Origin of the sequence: Microlunatus endophyticus, from assembly GCF_014646195.1 — a bacterium.
GTDB lineage: Bacteria > Actinomycetota > Actinomycetes > Propionibacteriales > Propionibacteriaceae > Microlunatus > Microlunatus endophyticus.
Genome location: NZ_BMMZ01000006.1, coordinates 203822 through 219466 on the forward strand (window position 1 = coordinate 203822; position 15645 = coordinate 219466).

The following is a 15645-nucleotide window of genomic DNA, read 5'->3' on the forward strand; positions in this document are numbered from 1 at the left end:
CCACGGACGCGGGTGGTGTCTTGGACCAGTTAGTTGTTGTGCGTGCTCATTGAGCAGTACTCATCGAGTGGTCATGAGCGTTAGCCCACCTTCTGGTTCCAGACCCGGGCAACGGTCGTTGCCCGGCGTACTTCACTGCGCGCCCCGGACAGGCCGAGGCGCGCGGATTCAGTTGAGAACTCTATCCAACCCCGGCGCGTTTCGCCTAAGCGGCCCCGGCCTTCGCGGCGACCGCAGTCAATCGGCTCAGCAGCAACTCACGGTCGGCGACGGCGCCGAGCGCCCGGTTCAGTGCCCGTTTCCGGAGCGCCTGTTCCCAGCAGCTCTGACGGGGGTGCAGATAGCCACCCCGGCCCGGTGCCGATTGCCGGCCGTCCACCGCGATGCCCCCGTCGCTGCGGACGAGTCGGATCAGATCAGCCTTGTTGTCCCGGCCGCGACACCCAAGACAGGTACGAACCGGTTCCACGGACTCAGCCTATCCGCCTGGTCCAACTTGTTTCGACTGCGACTTCGGCCAGAACTCGACCTCCCGACCGTCAGGCCTCGAAAGTCGTGACAACACGAGTTTCGCGGCCCGATCCGGCCGATTTCCCGCCCGGAAGTCGCGACAACTCGACTTTGCCGGCGGGCCGGGCGGATCGTACGAACGTAGCGCCTGTGGATAGCGCGCCCTGCGGGGAGACGGAATCCCGCACGCTTCGGACATGGACCGTACGACTCCGCCGTTCAGCCGGACCGAGGCGATCAAAGCCGGACTGACCCCCGACAGGCTCGCCGGACCGCAATACCAACGGTTATTCCGTGGCATCTACGCCGGTGCCGGTCTCGCTCCCGACGTCCGGACCCGGGCCCGGGCAGCGCTGCGACTCGCCGCGCCCGACGGCTTCGCCAGTCATCACACCGCCGCGTTGCCCTACGGTGCCGTACCTCCGCCTTCGGCGGACACGCACGTCAGCCGCCGGACCAAGACCGGCCGCAGCGTCAAGCGAGGACTGATGGTCCATCTCGCCTCCGAGAGCACGACCACGATCCGCTTCGCCGGCATCCCGATCTCCACGCCAGAGCAGTGTTTCCTGGAGATCGCCGCCGCAGGTGCGAACCTCGTCGAGTTGGTGGTACTCGGAGACAGCCTTGTCAGGAAGAACCGAACAACGCCGCAGCAGCTCGTCGATGCCGCCGAGTCATCCCGCGGCTACCGCGTGCGGATGGCCCGGCGCGCGGCCGGGTACGTACGCGACGGTGTTGACTCGCCGATGGAATCGCGGCTGCTCATGCTGATCGTCCTCGCCGGACTGCCGGAGCCGAAGGTCAATCTGATCCTCTGGACCGCCGACGGCCGGTACGAATTCCGGTTCGATCTCTGGTAAGAGGCATACCGGTTGATCGTGGAGTACGACGGCGATCAGCACGCCACCGACGCGCAGCAGCGCAAGCACGACCTGCTGCGCCGCGAGGAACTCGATCGCCGCGATCTGAGAATGCTCATCTTCATTTCGGGCGACCTCTACAAGACCCCGTCCGCGACGCTCGAGCGGATCTACCGAGGCCTCGTCGACCGTGGTGCCAAGGGACTTCGCCCGACGTTCCGCGAGGAGTGGCGCCGCTACTTCCCGGAGCAAAACTGACCGGGCCGCGTCGAAGTCGAGTTGTCACGACTTCCACGCCCCGATCAAGCCGTACGCGACCGCAAACTCGAGTTGTCACGACTTTCGGGCGGGCGACGTGGCTCAGTCGTCGGCGGCGGGCTCGGCCGGGGCGGTGTCGGAGCGGATGTCGATCCGCCAACCGGTCAGCCGCGCGGCGAGCCGGGCGTTCTGGCCCTCCCGGCCGATGGCCAGCGACAGCTGGTAGTCCGGGACCACGACGCGGGCGGCGCGGGCGCGTTCGTCGACGACCGTCACCGACGAGACCTTGGCCGGACTCAGCGCCTGGCCGACGAAGGTGGCGGGGTCGTCGGAGTAGTCGATGATGTCGATCTTCTCCTCGTTGAGCTCGTGCATCACCGCCCGGACCCGCTGCCCCATCGGCCCGATGCAGGCACCCTTCGCGCTCACGTTCGGATCGTTGCTGACCACCGCGATCTTGCTCCGGTGCCCGGCTTCCCGGGCCACCGCCTTGATCTCGACGGTGCCGTCGGCGATCTCGGGCACCTCGAGCTTGAAGAGTCGCTCGACCAGCGCCGGATGCGTCCGCGAGACGACCACCTGGGGCCCGCGGGTCTCCTTGCGGACCGATACCACGTACACCTTGATCCGCGCCCCGTGCCGGTAGGTCTCCCCCGGCACCTGCTCGGCCTGCGGCATGATCGCCTCGATCCTGCCCAGGTCGACCAGCACCGTACGCGGATCGTGTCCCTGCTGGACGACGCCGGAGACGATGTCGCCCTCGACGCCGGAGAACTGACCGTACTTCTGCTCGTCCTCGGCATCGCGCAGCCGCTGGAAGATCACCTGGCGCGCGGTCGAGGCGGCCACCCGGCCGAAGCCCTCAGGGGTGTTGTCGTATTCGCCGATCTTGTTGCCCTCGGCGTCCAGCTCGGGCGCCAGCACCCGCACGTGACCGGACTTGCGGTTGAGTTCCACGCGCGAGCCGGGCACGGCGTTCGGCGTCTTCTCGTACGCCGACATCAACGCTTCCTCGATCGCGTTCACCAGCAGCTCGAAGGGGACATCCTTCTCGCGCTCCATCAGCCGTAGTACGGAGATGTCGATGTCCATGTCAGTTCTCCCTTCCCGCCGGGTCGTTGCGCCCAGGTCCGTTGGATTTGGGCCGATTGAGCTCGACCTGGACCAGCGCCTTGCGGATCTCTGAGTACGTGATCGGTCGCGCCGTCCCGTCGACGTCCAGGCTGACCTTCTCGTCGTCGGACTCAATGATCCTGCCGGTCACCGGATCGCCCTCGGTCAATGTCACCGTGACCAACCGGCCCACATTGTGCCGCCAGTGTCGCGGCAGAGTCAGGGGGCGGCTCACCCCGCGCGAGGTGACCTCCAGCGTGTACGGCCCCGCGCCGGTCTCCTCCGACGAGTCGAGTGCACCGGAAACCGCCTTGGTCGCCTCGGCGATGTCGTCGAGGGAGGGTCCGGTGCCGTCCGGACCGTCACCGTCGACGACCACCCGGACGACGCTGCGCCGACCCGCCGGTTTGATCTCCACCGCATCGAGATCGAGCCCGAACTGGGCGATCACCGGCTCGACGACCGCGGCGATCTGCTCAGCCTTCATCGCAGCGCACGACCCATCTCAAACCCGGGCCGGGCGGCCAAGACCACCTGCAGATGCATCACGCTGTCGTCCTTCGATCCGGTTGTGTCGTGCGGTTGTGTGCTGGTCATCATCGCACAGTGGGATACTCTCGTGCCGCAACAAAATGCGACGAGCTCGAAGGTGCAGGGTCCGGGGGTGACGGGTCGGAGGTGACCGGGATCGAACGGTGCGGCCGGATGCCCTTCGACAACTTCCTGGCACCGGCGGCGGCCCAGTCCCGGACGACCGGTCGCCGGGCGTTCCTGGCCCTCGCCGCCGCTGCCGGGCTCGGTCTGACGGGATGTACGTCCGGCGGCGCGAATCCGCCGGGACGCTCGGGATCCTCGGCGCCGAGCGTGCAACCGCCGACGCCGACACCGCTCCCCGGAACCGACGACGCCGCCGCGCGGGAGCAGGAGCTCGCCACCTTCGCCACCGCGGCCCTGCAGCACTTCGCCACGAAGCTCTCGACCGCCGACCATGATCTGCTGCACCGACTCCGCAACGCCCACCTGATCCACGTGACGGTCCTGCGGCAAGCAGACCCCACAGTCATCCTGACGTCGGCGTCCACGAGCAGCGCACCGACGGCGCCCACGACACCGACGGCGCCCACGACACCGACGGCGCCCACGACACCGACTGCGACGGGCAGCGCGACCCCGGGCGACGGTTCATCGTCGGCCCCTGCCGCGCTCGGGCACAGTGTGTCGTCGACCCTGGAGAAGCTGAGCAAACTCGAGACGACGGCGTCGAAGGTCTATGCCGCCTCGGCCGCCGACCCCGACGGCCCGGACAACCGGCACGATCAACTCGCCCTGTTGTGGGGATCGCTGGCGACGGCGGCGGCCGGTTACGGCGCCGCCTGCCGGTCCGGCGCGGACCCGGGAGGCTCACTGGCCGGCGGCCACCGGGCCGACGTCGAGCTCCCCGACGACGCGGACGTCGCGATCCAGCACCTGATCGCCCAATGCGACGCGATCATCTTCGGCTACCAGGCAGCGATCGCGGCGCTTTCGGGATCCCGCGCCGACCGGGCCCAGGACCGGCTCGCCGACTACCGGGCGCTCAGGGACCAGCTGGCCGCCGAACTCACCGCGCACAAGGTCACCGTCCCGGCGTCGCACGCCGGCTACCGGCTGCCGGTCCAACCGAAGAGCTCGTCGAGCGCCGGCAAGCTGATCGGTCTCATGGAGACCGCGGTGCTGCCCTACTTCGGACAGTGGCTGGCGGTCGCCGAACCGAGCGCCCGCCCCGGCGTGCTGCGGTATCTGACCGACACCGCCGAGCGCGTGCAGGACTGGTCGCCCCGGATCATCGTCTGGCCGGGCTACCCGACCACCTGATCACCACCTGATCACCACCTGATCACGGACCCGGCCTTCAGCCGCGGACCGCTGCCAGGATCCGATCGGTCACCTCGGCGACCGGAACATCCTGCCGCTCGCCCGAGCGGCGGTCGCGCACCTCGATCACGCCGTCGGCCAGACCGCGTCCGACCACCACGATCGTCGGCATCCCGATCAGTTCGGCATCGGCGAATTTGACGCCGGGAGTGGCCTTGCGATCGTCGAGCAGCACCGAGACGCCCATCTCGTGCAGCCGGGAGGCCAGGTCGTTGGCCGCAGTGATCGCCTCGTCACCCTTGCCGGCGACCACCAGCTGGACGTCGTACGGCGCCAGCTCACGGGGCCAGGCAAGTCCCTTGTCGTCACTGGTGTTCTCGGCGACCGCGGCAACCGCACGGGAGACCCCGATTCCGTACGAACCCATCGTGACGGTGACGAGCTTGCCGTTCTGGTCAAGGACCTTCAGGCCGAGGGCGTCGGCGTACTTGCGGCCCAGCTGGAAGATGTGGCCCATCTCCATGCCGCGGGCCAGGTGCAGCGGTCCGGAGCCGTCCGGTGCCGGGTCGCCCTCCTTGACCTCGGCCGCCTCGATCGTGCCGTCGGGGGTGAAATCGCGTCCGGCGACAAGATCGAAAACGTGCCGCCCGGGCTCGTTGGCGCCGGTCACCCAGCGGGTCCCGGTGACCACCCGCGGATCGACCAGGTATCTGATCTTGGTCGACGACTCCAGGCCGAGCGCCTGCGGGCCGATATAGCCCTTGACCAGGCCCGGATGATCTTTGAAATCGTCCTCGCCGAACGGTTCCGCCTCGGCCGGATCGAGCTGAGCGCCGAGCCGCTTCATGTCCACCTCGCGGTCGCCGGGCAGGCCGATCGCCAGCGGCTCCTTGGTGCCGTCCGGGTGCACGACCATCAGCAGCACGTTCTTCAACGTGTCGGAGGCCTGCCACGGGCGATCCGCACGCGGGTGCTTCTCGTTGGCGACCGCGACCAGGGTCTCGATGGTCGGCGTGTTCGGCGTGTCCTCGACATGTGCGGCCGGGGCGTCGTCGTACGGCAGCGGCTCCGGGATCGCGGTGCTGACCGCCTCGACGTTGGCGGCGTAGCCGCCCGGCGAGCGGACGAAGGTGTCCTCGCCACTATCGCCGATCGCCAGGAATTCCTCACTCGCCGAACCGCCCATCGCGCCCGACATCGCGCGCACGATCGCGTACTCGAAACCGAGCCGGTCGAAGATCCGGATGTAAGCGTCCCGATGAGCCTGGTACTGCTTCTCCAGCCCCTCGTCGTCGATGTCGAAGGTGTAGGAGTCCTTCATCACGAACTCGCGGCCGCGCAGCAGCCCTGCCCGCGGACGGGCTTCGTCGCGGTACTTGGTCTGGATCTGGTAGAGCGCCAGCGGCAGGTCCTTGTAGGAGGAGCACATCTCCTTCACCAGCAGGGTGAAGATCTCCTCATGGGTCGGCCCGAGCAGGTAGTCGCTGCCCCGCCGGTCCTTGATCCGAAAGATGTTGGGTCCGTACTCGTCCCATCGCCCGGTGGCCTCGTACGGCTCGCGCGGGAGCAGCGCCGGCAGCAGGATCTCCTGGCTGATCGGATCCATCTCCTCGCGGACGATCCGCTCGACGTTGCGCAGCACCTTGTAGCCCAGCGGCAGCCACGAGTAGACCCCCGGAGCGGTGCGGCGGATGTAGCCGGCCCGAACCAGCCAGCGATGGCTGGGCACCTCCGCGTCGGCCGGATCTTCCCGAAGGGTCCGGACGAACAGCTCCGTCATGCGGGTAATCACTGACTGCGATCCTCTCTGGTGACCGGTGTGGACGCCGGTCAGACTCTATCCCGAGGAGCCCGTACGACGCCTGGCATATCGGCTGCGCAGGTCGCCGGGATCAGCGGGCTCGAGCAAGAGCCGGTCGCGTGCCGGATCGTGCTCCACGATCCGTACCTGCAGCGAATCACCCGGCAGCACGTAGTCGCTGACCTCGACGAAACTGTCCAGGCCGAGCGCCTGCTTGACCTCCGAAGCACCGAGCAGGCCGCGGAACTGGTCCACCAGGACCAGCGCGTAGTTGCGACCGGTGGTCAGCACCCGCCCCAGGTAGACCTTGCCGGACTCCAGCGGCGGGCGATGGCTGCCGCTGTCCGGATCGATCATCGGGAATTCGTTGTGCACCGCCATCTGGGTGAGGATCGACTCGCTGGCCTCGGCCAGCGTGAGCGCCAGCTGATCGACCTGATCCATCAGATCGGCCATGTGCCGGGACAGGTCCAGGAACAGCCCGGGCAGCGCCGCATCGCCGGACTTGTAGGAATTCTCGTGGGTCAGCTCACCCCAGGCGTCCTGCATCATGGTGCGGATCTGCACCTCGCAGGGGACCTGGACCGGTCCGTCCGGGTCGTCGACAGTGATCTTGAGCAGGTAGTGCAGCGAGCGATATCCCGAGGCCTTCGGATTGCGGATGTAGTCCTTCGGGTCGCCGACCTGCTCCAGCTTCGACCCGTACGCCGCCGCGACCGCCTTGGCCGCGAGGTCGACATCGCGCAGCGTCTTGCAGATGATCCGTAAGCCCACGATGTCGAAGATCGAATTCTGGACGTCCTCGATGCACTGCGGCATGCTGATCTCGCGGTTGCGGACCCGGCGCTCGATCTTCTCGGCGATCCGCGCCTTGCTCTTGATCCGACTGCTGGACACCTTGACCCGGTCCGGATCGTTGACCGCGCACTCGGTGTCGATCGATTCCTGCAGGAGTGCGGTGAGTTCTTCCTCGGCGAGCTCCCAGCGGCGCATCAGCCGGTCGGCTGTCTGATCGACCAACTCCTGCAGCTCTTCGTCGATTGCGGGCACGAACGGAGTCTAGGTCGGGATTCTGACGTCCGCCCGTACGTCCCACGGAGAGATCGAACGCTTTCCCGCCGGCATCTCCGCCTTGTCGGAACCCCAAGCTTTGAGCGTACGCATCCTCGCACCAGTTCGTACCGGCTTCGTACCGGCGTGTAGCGCCCGTCTGCTCGAACTTTGAGTTCGCGATCGGGGCGGATCCCGGGGGAAAATCGGCAGCAGCAGGAAGCCGACGCATTCAGTAGAGGATCGTCGCGAACTCGCCGGCCTGGCGGAAGCCGACCCGGGCGTATGTCGCCCGCGCCGGCGCGTTGAAGTCGTTGACGTAGAGCGAGACCACCGGGGCGATCCGGCGGGCGTACTGAACGACAGCGGCCATCATCGCGGGGGCCAGGCCGCGGCCGCGCAGCGACGGGTCGAGCCAGACACCCTGAACCTGGGTGACTCCGGCCGAGACGGAGCCGAGATCGGCCTTGAAGATCACCCGATCGCCGTCGACGACACCGAAGGCCCGCCCGGACGTGATCAACTGTCGTACGTAGTAGCGGTAGCCGGCCGGATTGCCCTGCAGCGGGGAGACGCCGACCTCCTCGGTGTACATCCGGACCGCGGCGCGGTAATAGGCATCCCAGTGCGTGATGGTCATCGGCTTGACGCCGGGATCGATCGGCACCAGCGGGTCGGTGTCCATCGCCAGCACCGGCTGGTGCTCCCGCACCTCCCTGGTCTGGGACCAGACCGATCCCCACAGGGCGCTGAGCTGCTGCCAGAGGTCCATCGCGGCGGGTGCAGGTCCGATGATGGACGAACACATCCGGCGCGGCCCGGCGTACTGGGCGAAGGCCGCCACCGCCTGAGGTGAGGCGTTCACCGGGACCAGGTTGGAGCCGGCGTGACACATCGCCCGGAGCCGTCCGTCCTCCTCGTAGCCCCAGATCGGGCAGCCGAGATCACGCGCCTCCAGACCCGAGCTGCGGACCCGGGAGGCGACGAAGACATTGTCGATCGGTGAGGCGGCCAGAAGGCGTACGGCACCGTCGGTGTCGGCGGCAGTCAACACCCGAACCCCGGATCGCAGCACTGTCTCGCTCATGCGGCCGACCTCCCTTCGTGGGCCCGTCGAAACCCCACTCGGGGAGAACCTACCGCGATTCAGCCGACGCTGACCTGTGGTGTGCCCTCAACCTCGCCCATCTCATCGGCGATCCGCATCGCTTCCTCGATCAGAGTCTCGACGATGTCGCTCTCCTTGACCGTCTTGACGACCTCGCCGCGGACGAAGATCTGGCCCTTGCCGTTGCCCGATGCGACGCCGAGATCGGCCTCACGGGCCTCGCCGGGACCGTTCACGACGCAGCCCATCACGGCGACGCGGAGCGGTACCGTCAGGCCCTCGAGACCGGCGGTCACCTCGTCGGCGAGTTTGTAGACGTCCACCTGGGCCCGGCCGCAGGAGGGGCAGGAGACGATCTCGAGCTTGCGCGGCCGCAGGTTCAGCGACTCCAGGATCTTGGCACCGACCTTGACCTCCTCGACCGGGTCGGCCGAGAGCGAGACCCTGATGGTGTCGCCGATCCCCTTGCTCAACAACGCGCCGAAGGCGACCGAGGACTTGATCGTGCCCTGGAACGCCGGCCCGGCCTCGGTGACGCCGAGGTGCAGCGGGTAGTCGCACTGCTCCGCGAGCTGCTCGTACGCCTTGATCATCACCACCGGGTCGTGGTGCTTGACCGAGATCTTGAAGTCCCGGAAGCCGTGTTCCTCGAACAGGCTCGCCTCCCACAGCGCGGACTCGACCAGCGCCTCCGGAGTGGCCCTGCCGTATTTGGCCAGCAGCCGCTTGTCCAGCGAGCCGGCGTTGACGCCGATCCGCAAGGACACGCCGGCCTCGGTCGCCGCCTGGGCGATCTCCTTGACCTGGTCGTCGAAGGCCTTGATGTTGCCGGGGTTGACCCGCACGGCGGCACAGCCGGCCTCGATCGCGGCGAAGACGTAGCGCGGCTGGAAGTGGATGTCGGCGATCACCGGGATCTGCGACTTCTGCGCGATCGCCGGCAGCGCGTCGGCGTCGTCGGCGCTCGGCACAGCAACCCGGACGATGTCACAACCGGCCGCGGTGAGCTGGGCGATCTGCTGCAGGGTCGCGTTGATGTCGGCGGTCAGCGTGGTGGTCATCGACTGCACGCTGATCGGCGCGTCACCGCCGACCTCGACCTTCCCCACCTTGATCTTGCGCGACTTGCGCCGCGTCGCCAGGGTCTCGGGAGGCATTGCGGGCAGTCCCAGGTCGATCGTCGTCATCTTCTCGCTTCTCTCTAGAACGGCTTGATCGGATCGATCACGTCGGCGACCACCAGGATCAGGCCGCTGATGCCGATCACCGCACCTACAACATAGGCGACCGGGAGCATCTTCGCCGTGTCGGCATGGCCCGGATCCGGCCGGCCGAACACCCTGGCCAGCCACCGCTTCACCGCTTCGTACAACGCCCCGACGATATGACCGCCGTCCAAGGGCATCAAGGGCACGAAGTTGAACAATGCCAGTGACAGGTTGACCGTGCCCAGCAGCAGGAACATCTGCGCGGCCTTGGTCGAGACGTTGACATCGCCCGTCGAGGCCACCTCGCCGGCGATCCGGCTGGCGCCGACGATGCTCATCGGGCCGTTCGGATCGCGCTGCTTACCGGTGACCAGGTTGGCCGCGGTGTTGTAGACCCGTACCGGGAACCGGATGATCACATTGCCCAGCTGTTCGCTCATCGACCACAGCTGGCCGACCACGAAGACCGGGCCGCCGTGCACCATCTGCTGGGCCGGGCTGAAGCCGAGGAACCCGGCCTGCACGATCTTGGACGGATCGGTGTTGGACTCGACCCCGGTGATCACGGTGTGCACGGGCCTGAGGTCGACATTCTGACCGCCACGCCGGACGGTGATCCGGGCCTCATGATCAAGATTGTCGCGGATCAGGTCCGACAGCTGGTTCCAGCTGGTCACCCGGGTGCCGTTGAAGACAGTGATCACGTCACCGTCGCGCAACCCGGCCCGGACTGCCGGCGTCTGCGGGTCACCGGGGCGGCACTGCCGCTGGGCAGGATCGCTGCTGGTCTGGCGGGCGATCGGGATCACGCACTCGCTGACGGAGGCGACCTGTGCGGTGGATTGCGGCAGTCCGTAGCTGAGGCTGACGATCAGGATCGTCACGAAGGCCAGGATCAGATTCATCGTCGGCCCGCCGAACATGATGATCAACTTCTGCCAGGTCTTCTTCTGGTAGAAGAGCCGGCCGTCGTCCTCGGGTGAGATGTCCTCCCATTCGGCCTGCCGGGCGGAGTCCGCGATCGATTGGAAGATGCCGGTCCGGACCGTACGCAGCTTGCCCGAGGCCGGATCGGGCGGATACATCCCGATGAATTTGCAGTAGCCGCCGAGCGGGACGGCCTTGATGCCGTATTCGGTCTCGCCCCGCTTGGTCGACCAGAGCGTGCGGCCGAAGCCCACCATGTACTGGGTGGTTTTGACGTCGAAGATCTTGCCGGGGACCAGGTGCCCGATCTCATGCAGGGCGACCGAAACCATGATCATCGCGAAGAACACGATGGCGCCCGCGAGGTAGATCAGGATGTGCACGCGTTTACTCCTGCTGTCCGGCTATCAACTGCACCGCACGCTGCCGGGCCCATCGGTCGGCGGTGAGCACCGCATCCAGCGTGAGGTCGTCGTCACTGACCAGCGTCGAGCGTACGTTGCCGGCCGAAATTCCCGCCGGACCCTGGTCCGACGTGTGCTCGCCAGGATGCTCGGCAGTGTGTTCGGCGGTGTGTTCGGAGAGGACGGCGGCCGCGATGTCGGTGATCGCGTTGAAGCCGATCCGCCGGTCGTGGAATGCGTCCACGCACTCCTCGTTGGCGGCATTGACCACCGCCGGAGCGGTACCGCCGAGCTTGCCGGCCCGGCGGATCAGGCCGACAGCCGGGAACGCCTCGTCGTCGAGCGGCTCGAAGGTCCACGAGCTGGCCTTCGTCCAGTCCACGGCACGGGCCGAGCCGGGCAGCCGTTCCGGCCAGCCGAGGGCCAGCGCGATCGGCAGCCTCATGTCCGGCGGCGAGCACTGGGCCAGGGTCGAGCCGTCGACGAACTGCACCATCGAATGGATCATCGACTGCGGATGCACCACCACGTCGACCCGGTCGAGATCGATGCCGTACAGCAGATGGGCCTCCAGCACCTCCAGCCCCTTGTTGACCAGGGTGGCCGAGTTGGTCGTGATCACGCGGCCCATGTTCCAGGTCGGATGGGCCAGCGCCTGCTCGGGCGTGGCGCCGGCCATCTGCTCGCGGGTCATGCCGCGGAAGGGGCCGCCGCTGGCCGTCACGATCAGCCGGTCGACCTCCTCCGCCCGGCCGCCGCGCAGGCACTGGGCGATCGCCGAGTGCTCGGAGTCGACCGCGACGATCTGACCGTCGCCAGCCGCCGACGTGACCAGCCGGCCGCCGATCACCAGGGACTCCTTGTTGGCCAGCGCCAGCGTCGTGCCCTGGGCCAGGGTGGCCAGAGTCGCGGTCAATCCGGCGGCACCGGTGATCGCGTTGAGCACGATGTCGCAGCCGTACGCCGCCAGCTCGTCGGAGGCCGTCGGCCCGGCCAGGATCTTCGGCAGCTTCACCTCGCCGCGGTTCCAGCCACGCCGGGAGACCTCGGCGTACAAGGCCAGCTGCAGGTCCTGGACGGCGGTGGCCTGCGCGACGCCGACCACCGCCGGCCCGAAATCGAGCACTTGACGGGCCAGCAGACTGATGTTCGAACCGCCGGCCGACAATCCGACCACCCGGAAGAGCCCGGGGCGGGCGCCGACGACCTCCAGCGCCTGGGTGCCGATCGAACCGGTGCTGCCGAGGATGACGACGTCGCGGACCTGCCGGGTGTTCACCGGTCCAGTCTTCCAGTTCCTCATGCGTCCAGTTCCAGGGACGGCTCGTCCTTGGTGGACAGCGTGAGCACCGCCTCCTCGACCGCTGCATAGCCCTCGATCTGCTTTTCCACGCTGCGCAGCCGGACGGCGAGATCGTCCTCGCGCTGGTTTCCGGTCAGGTCGACCGCAGCGACCAGGTAGACCCGCCCCGGACCGACGAACTCGACGTGCAAGTAGGTGATCCGCTCGATGTCGGGATGGCGCAACAGCTGGTTCAGCACCGCGTTGCGCAGCTGCGAGCTGATCTCCTGGCCGAGCAGGAAATTCCGGTTCCGCTGGATCAGTACCACCGCGATGATGCCGAGCAGGACGCCGACCGCGATCGATCCGAGCGCATCCGGAATCGGCGATCCGGTGAGCTGGTGCAGCCCGACGCCCAGGCCGGCCAGGATCAGCCCGACGAGGGCGGCCGAATCCTCGAAGAAGACCGCGCGCAAAGTCGGATTGGAGGTGTCCAGGACGAACTCCAGCGTGTGTTCGGTGCCGAAGTCGTCAGCCGAGCCGCGCGCCTGCCGGAACGCCTGCAGGAAGGAGGTGCCCTCGAGGATGAAGGAGATCCCGAGCACGATGTAGTTGATCAGGAAGTGCTCGGCCGGCTCACCGCTGCCCAACTCCTGGGCTCCGTGCATGATCGAGACCACGGCGCCCGCGGTGAAAAGGCCAAATGCCGCGAACATGCTCCAGACGTAACTGTCCCGGCCGTAGCCGAACGGGTGACTGGCGTCGCGGCCCCTGCGGCCGGAACGGTCGGCGATCAGCAACAGGATCTCGTTGGCGGTGTCGGCCCAGGAGTGCGCCGCCTCAGCCACCATCGAGGCCGAGGAGGTGATCACCGCGGCGATCGTCTTGGCGATCGCGATCAGCAGGTTGGCGCCGAGCGCGATCAACACTGTGGTCAGACTCTCCCCGTCCTCGGAGGGAGCGTCCAGCCGTGCGTCCTTGGCATCCACAGAGAGATTCTCCCGCTTCGTCAGGAATTTCGCGGCCCGGCGCGGCCGAGGTCGCTTCGAGTCACCGCGCCGATCACCTCGGCGACGCGGGACAGCGTGAAGACGTCCTCCAGACTGACCGGACGCCCGGTGCTGTCGGACAGCGGGACCCGCCAGTTCGGGTACTGGTCGGTGGTGCCGGGCAGGTTCTGTGCCCGACGGTCCCCGGTCGCGTCCACCAGGGCGACATTGATCAGTTGTGCCGGGGTGAGCGCCAGATAGCGGTGCAACGCGATCAGCTGCCGATCGACAAGATCACGATCGATCCTGTGCTCGGCCTCGTCGGCCAGATGTTGATCTTGCTCGGCCAGCACGCCGGCAGCGACCAGCTCGGCCAACCACGCCGATCGCGCTTGTCGATCGGCCGCCACCTCATCCTCGTACGGCCTGGTCAGCAGGCCGAGCCGGGCCCGCAGGCGTACGTGATCACCGGCGAGATAGGCGGCATTGGGCGGCAGGTCGTGGGTGGTGGCCGAGGCCAGGCAGGACTCGCGCCAGCTGCCGGGCGGCTTCGGCATGCCGTCGTCGTCGTTCTCGAACCACAAGATCGACGTTCCGAGGATCCCGCGCTCCCCGAGATAGCTCCGGGCCCGAGGATCGACGGTGCCGAGGTCCTCACCGACCACCACCGCCCCGGCCCGTTCGGCTTCCAGGGCAAGGATGCCGACCAGCGCGGCGTAATCGTAGTGCAGGTAGGCACCGGCCCCGGGACCCGCGCCGTCGGGGATCCACCAGAGCCGGAACAACCCGATGATGTGGTCGATCCGCACAGCCCCGGCATGCCGCAGCACCGAGCGAACCAGCCGGACGAAGGGCTGGTACCCGTCGGCTGCGAGCCGGTCGGGCCGCCACGGTCGCTGGCTCCAGTTCTGCCCGTTCTGGTTGTACGCGTCCGGTGGCGCTCCGACGCTGATGCCGTCCGCGTACAGGTGCTTCCGGCCCCAGGTGTCCGCGCCACCCGGGTGCACCCCGACCGCCAGATCGGGCATCAGCCCCAATCGCATGCCGGCGTCCAGACACTCCTGTTGGGCTCGGGCCAGTTGCTCGTCAGTCACCCATTGCAGCCAGCGATGGAAGTCCAGCCGACCGAGATGATCATGGACGAAGACCCGGACGGCCACGGAGTCAGGATCCTGCAACGCGTCCGGCCAGGCCCGCCAGTCGGACCCGTACTGTTCCGCGATCATGCACCAGGCGGCGAAATGATCAAGGTCGACACCTTCGCGCTCGAGGAATGCCTGGTAGGCCTTCTCCCGAACGTCATTCCGCGGCTCGGCGAAGATCAATTGCAGGGCCCTGAGCTTGGCGCCCCAGATCGCATCGCGGTCGATCCGGGCGCTGCCCCAGATGTCGTCATCGGTGCGGTCGGACGTGGCCGCGGTGTAGCGCAGGCCGTCGATCACCCGGCGGGTCGCGTCGTCGATGCCGGCGTACTCGGGGATCAGTTCCGGCCGGAGGTAGATCGGGTTGACGAACCGGCGGCTGACCGGCAGATAGGGCGACGGCTCGATGGGCGCTCGCGGCTCGGCGGCATGGATCGGGTTGATCAAGATGTAGTCCGCGCCGTGTTCGGCAGCCGACCAGCGGCCCAACCGCGCAAGATCATCGAAGTCCCCGATCCCCCACGACCCCCGGGAGCGCACGCTGTAGAGCTGAATGGCCAGGCCCCACTGCTGCGCTCCGGCAGACCGCCCGGGTCGCGCCGGCGTGACGATCAGCGGAGCGCTCCATCGGTGATCGTCGGTCTCGAGTCGCAGCAGGTGGTAGCCCTGCGGCAGGTCCGGCAGCGGAGTCGGGTGCAGTTCGACACCGTCGGCCGCGTCGACGGTGGTGCCGGGTCCCAGCGCGACGTCGAGTCGGTCACCGGTCTCCGTCTCGACGTACACCCGGGCGGCACGACCGGCGGGCAGCCGGACCGGGACCGACTCCGGATGATCATCTCGGGTCACCCAGCACACCGGCAGTCCGGGGCGGCTGGCTGCGGCGCGACGCTCGGACGCCGCCCGTTCTGCCGTCTCCGATGTCGATGCGTCCAGATCGAGTGCCGCGAGGACGGCGATCACGGTGTCGTCTGCGACCTGCCGGCGTCCGCCGCGCCAGTCGTCGTACTGAGTGGCGATCCCGACCTCGGCGGCGAGCTCGGACAGGTGGTTCCGAGCAGGATCCGGGGCAACTGACATGGGCCCAACCTAGACGACAAACACCCGGTAGCCGTCGGCTACCGGGTGCCTGCCCGAGACAG

Annotated in this window: 14 protein-coding genes; 3 read left to right on the forward strand and 11 right to left on the reverse strand. The window is 67.8% G+C overall.

The genetic code is table 11. From position 1 onward, the window contains the following. Positions 1–205 precede the first annotated feature (205 nt). Positions 206–469 (reverse strand): YlxR family protein, encoded by a 264-nt coding sequence (locus IEY07_RS13745; RefSeq protein WP_188895944.1) that lies wholly within the window; start codon positions 467–469, stop codon positions 206–208. A 238-nt stretch (positions 470–707) separates the two neighbouring features. On the opposite strand from IEY07_RS13745, the gene IEY07_RS13750 reads away from it, so the two are divergent. Then, positions 708–1370 (forward strand): hypothetical protein, encoded by a 663-nt coding sequence (locus tag IEY07_RS13750; RefSeq protein ID WP_188895945.1) that lies wholly within the window; start codon positions 708–710, stop codon positions 1368–1370. Between the two features lie 18 nt (positions 1371–1388). Beyond that, positions 1389–1628: a putative endonuclease domain-containing protein gene (locus IEY07_RS13755; RefSeq protein ID WP_188895946.1), complete on the forward strand. Its 240-nt coding sequence runs from the start codon at positions 1389–1391 to the stop codon at positions 1626–1628. 102 nt (positions 1629–1730) lie between these two features. Here IEY07_RS13755 and nusA read toward each other — a convergent pair whose 3' ends face one another. Then, complete coding sequence (gene nusA / locus IEY07_RS13760) at positions 1731–2720, reverse strand: transcription termination factor NusA (RefSeq protein ID WP_188895947.1); 990 nt, start codon at positions 2718–2720, stop codon at positions 1731–1733. Position 2721: 1 nt separating this feature from the next. Beyond that, complete coding sequence (gene rimP / locus IEY07_RS13765) at positions 2722–3228, reverse strand: ribosome maturation factor RimP (protein WP_188895948.1); 507 nt, start codon at positions 3226–3228, stop codon at positions 2722–2724. 191 nt (positions 3229–3419) lie between these two features. Here rimP and IEY07_RS13770 point away from each other — a divergent pair, with 191 nt between their 5' ends. Further along, the gene (locus tag IEY07_RS13770; protein ID WP_229670089.1) at positions 3420–4595 is read left to right on the forward strand and encodes a DUF4439 domain-containing protein; all 1176 of its coding nucleotides are present in this window, start codon (positions 3420–3422) and stop codon (positions 4593–4595) included. A gap of 37 nt (positions 4596–4632) precedes the next feature. Here IEY07_RS13770 and IEY07_RS13775 read toward each other — a convergent pair whose 3' ends face one another. The 8 genes from IEY07_RS13775 to malQ all read right to left on the reverse strand — a co-directional run bounded on the left by IEY07_RS13775 (position 4633) and on the right by malQ (position 15583). Then, complete coding sequence (locus tag IEY07_RS13775) at positions 4633–6375, reverse strand: proline--tRNA ligase (RefSeq protein ID WP_188895950.1); 1743 nt, start codon at positions 6373–6375, stop codon at positions 4633–4635. A gap of 57 nt (positions 6376–6432) precedes the next feature. After that, the gene (locus tag IEY07_RS13780) at positions 6433–7446 is read right to left on the reverse strand and encodes a RelA/SpoT-related domain-containing protein (RefSeq protein ID WP_188895951.1); all 1014 of its coding nucleotides are present in this window, start codon (positions 7444–7446) and stop codon (positions 6433–6435) included. A gap of 232 nt (positions 7447–7678) precedes the next feature. Continuing rightward, on the reverse strand, positions 7679–8533 hold the full coding sequence (locus IEY07_RS13785) for a GNAT family N-acetyltransferase (protein WP_188895952.1): 855 nt from the start codon (positions 8531–8533) through the stop codon (positions 7679–7681). A gap of 59 nt (positions 8534–8592) precedes the next feature. Further along, positions 8593–9741, reverse strand: coding sequence for a flavodoxin-dependent (E)-4-hydroxy-3-methylbut-2-enyl-diphosphate synthase (gene ispG, locus IEY07_RS13790; RefSeq protein ID WP_188895953.1), 1149 nt, complete (start codon positions 9739–9741; stop codon positions 8593–8595). Between the two features lie 14 nt (positions 9742–9755). After that, entirely contained in the window at positions 9756–11072 is a 1317-nt protein-coding gene (locus tag IEY07_RS13795; protein ID WP_188895954.1) for a M50 family metallopeptidase, read from the reverse strand. A gap of 4 nt (positions 11073–11076) precedes the next feature. Next, the gene (gene dxr / locus IEY07_RS13800; protein WP_188895955.1) at positions 11077–12396 is read right to left on the reverse strand and encodes a 1-deoxy-D-xylulose-5-phosphate reductoisomerase; all 1320 of its coding nucleotides are present in this window, start codon (positions 12394–12396) and stop codon (positions 11077–11079) included. Beyond that, complete coding sequence (locus IEY07_RS13805; protein WP_229670091.1) at positions 12393–13364, reverse strand: cation diffusion facilitator family transporter; 972 nt, start codon at positions 13362–13364, stop codon at positions 12393–12395. Before IEY07_RS13805 ends, dxr begins: the two co-directional genes overlap by 4 nt. Positions 13365–13384: 20 nt before the next feature. Further along, complete coding sequence (malQ, locus tag IEY07_RS13810) at positions 13385–15583, reverse strand: 4-alpha-glucanotransferase (protein WP_188895956.1); 2199 nt, start codon at positions 15581–15583, stop codon at positions 13385–13387. Between the last annotated feature and the right edge of the window lie 62 nt (positions 15584–15645).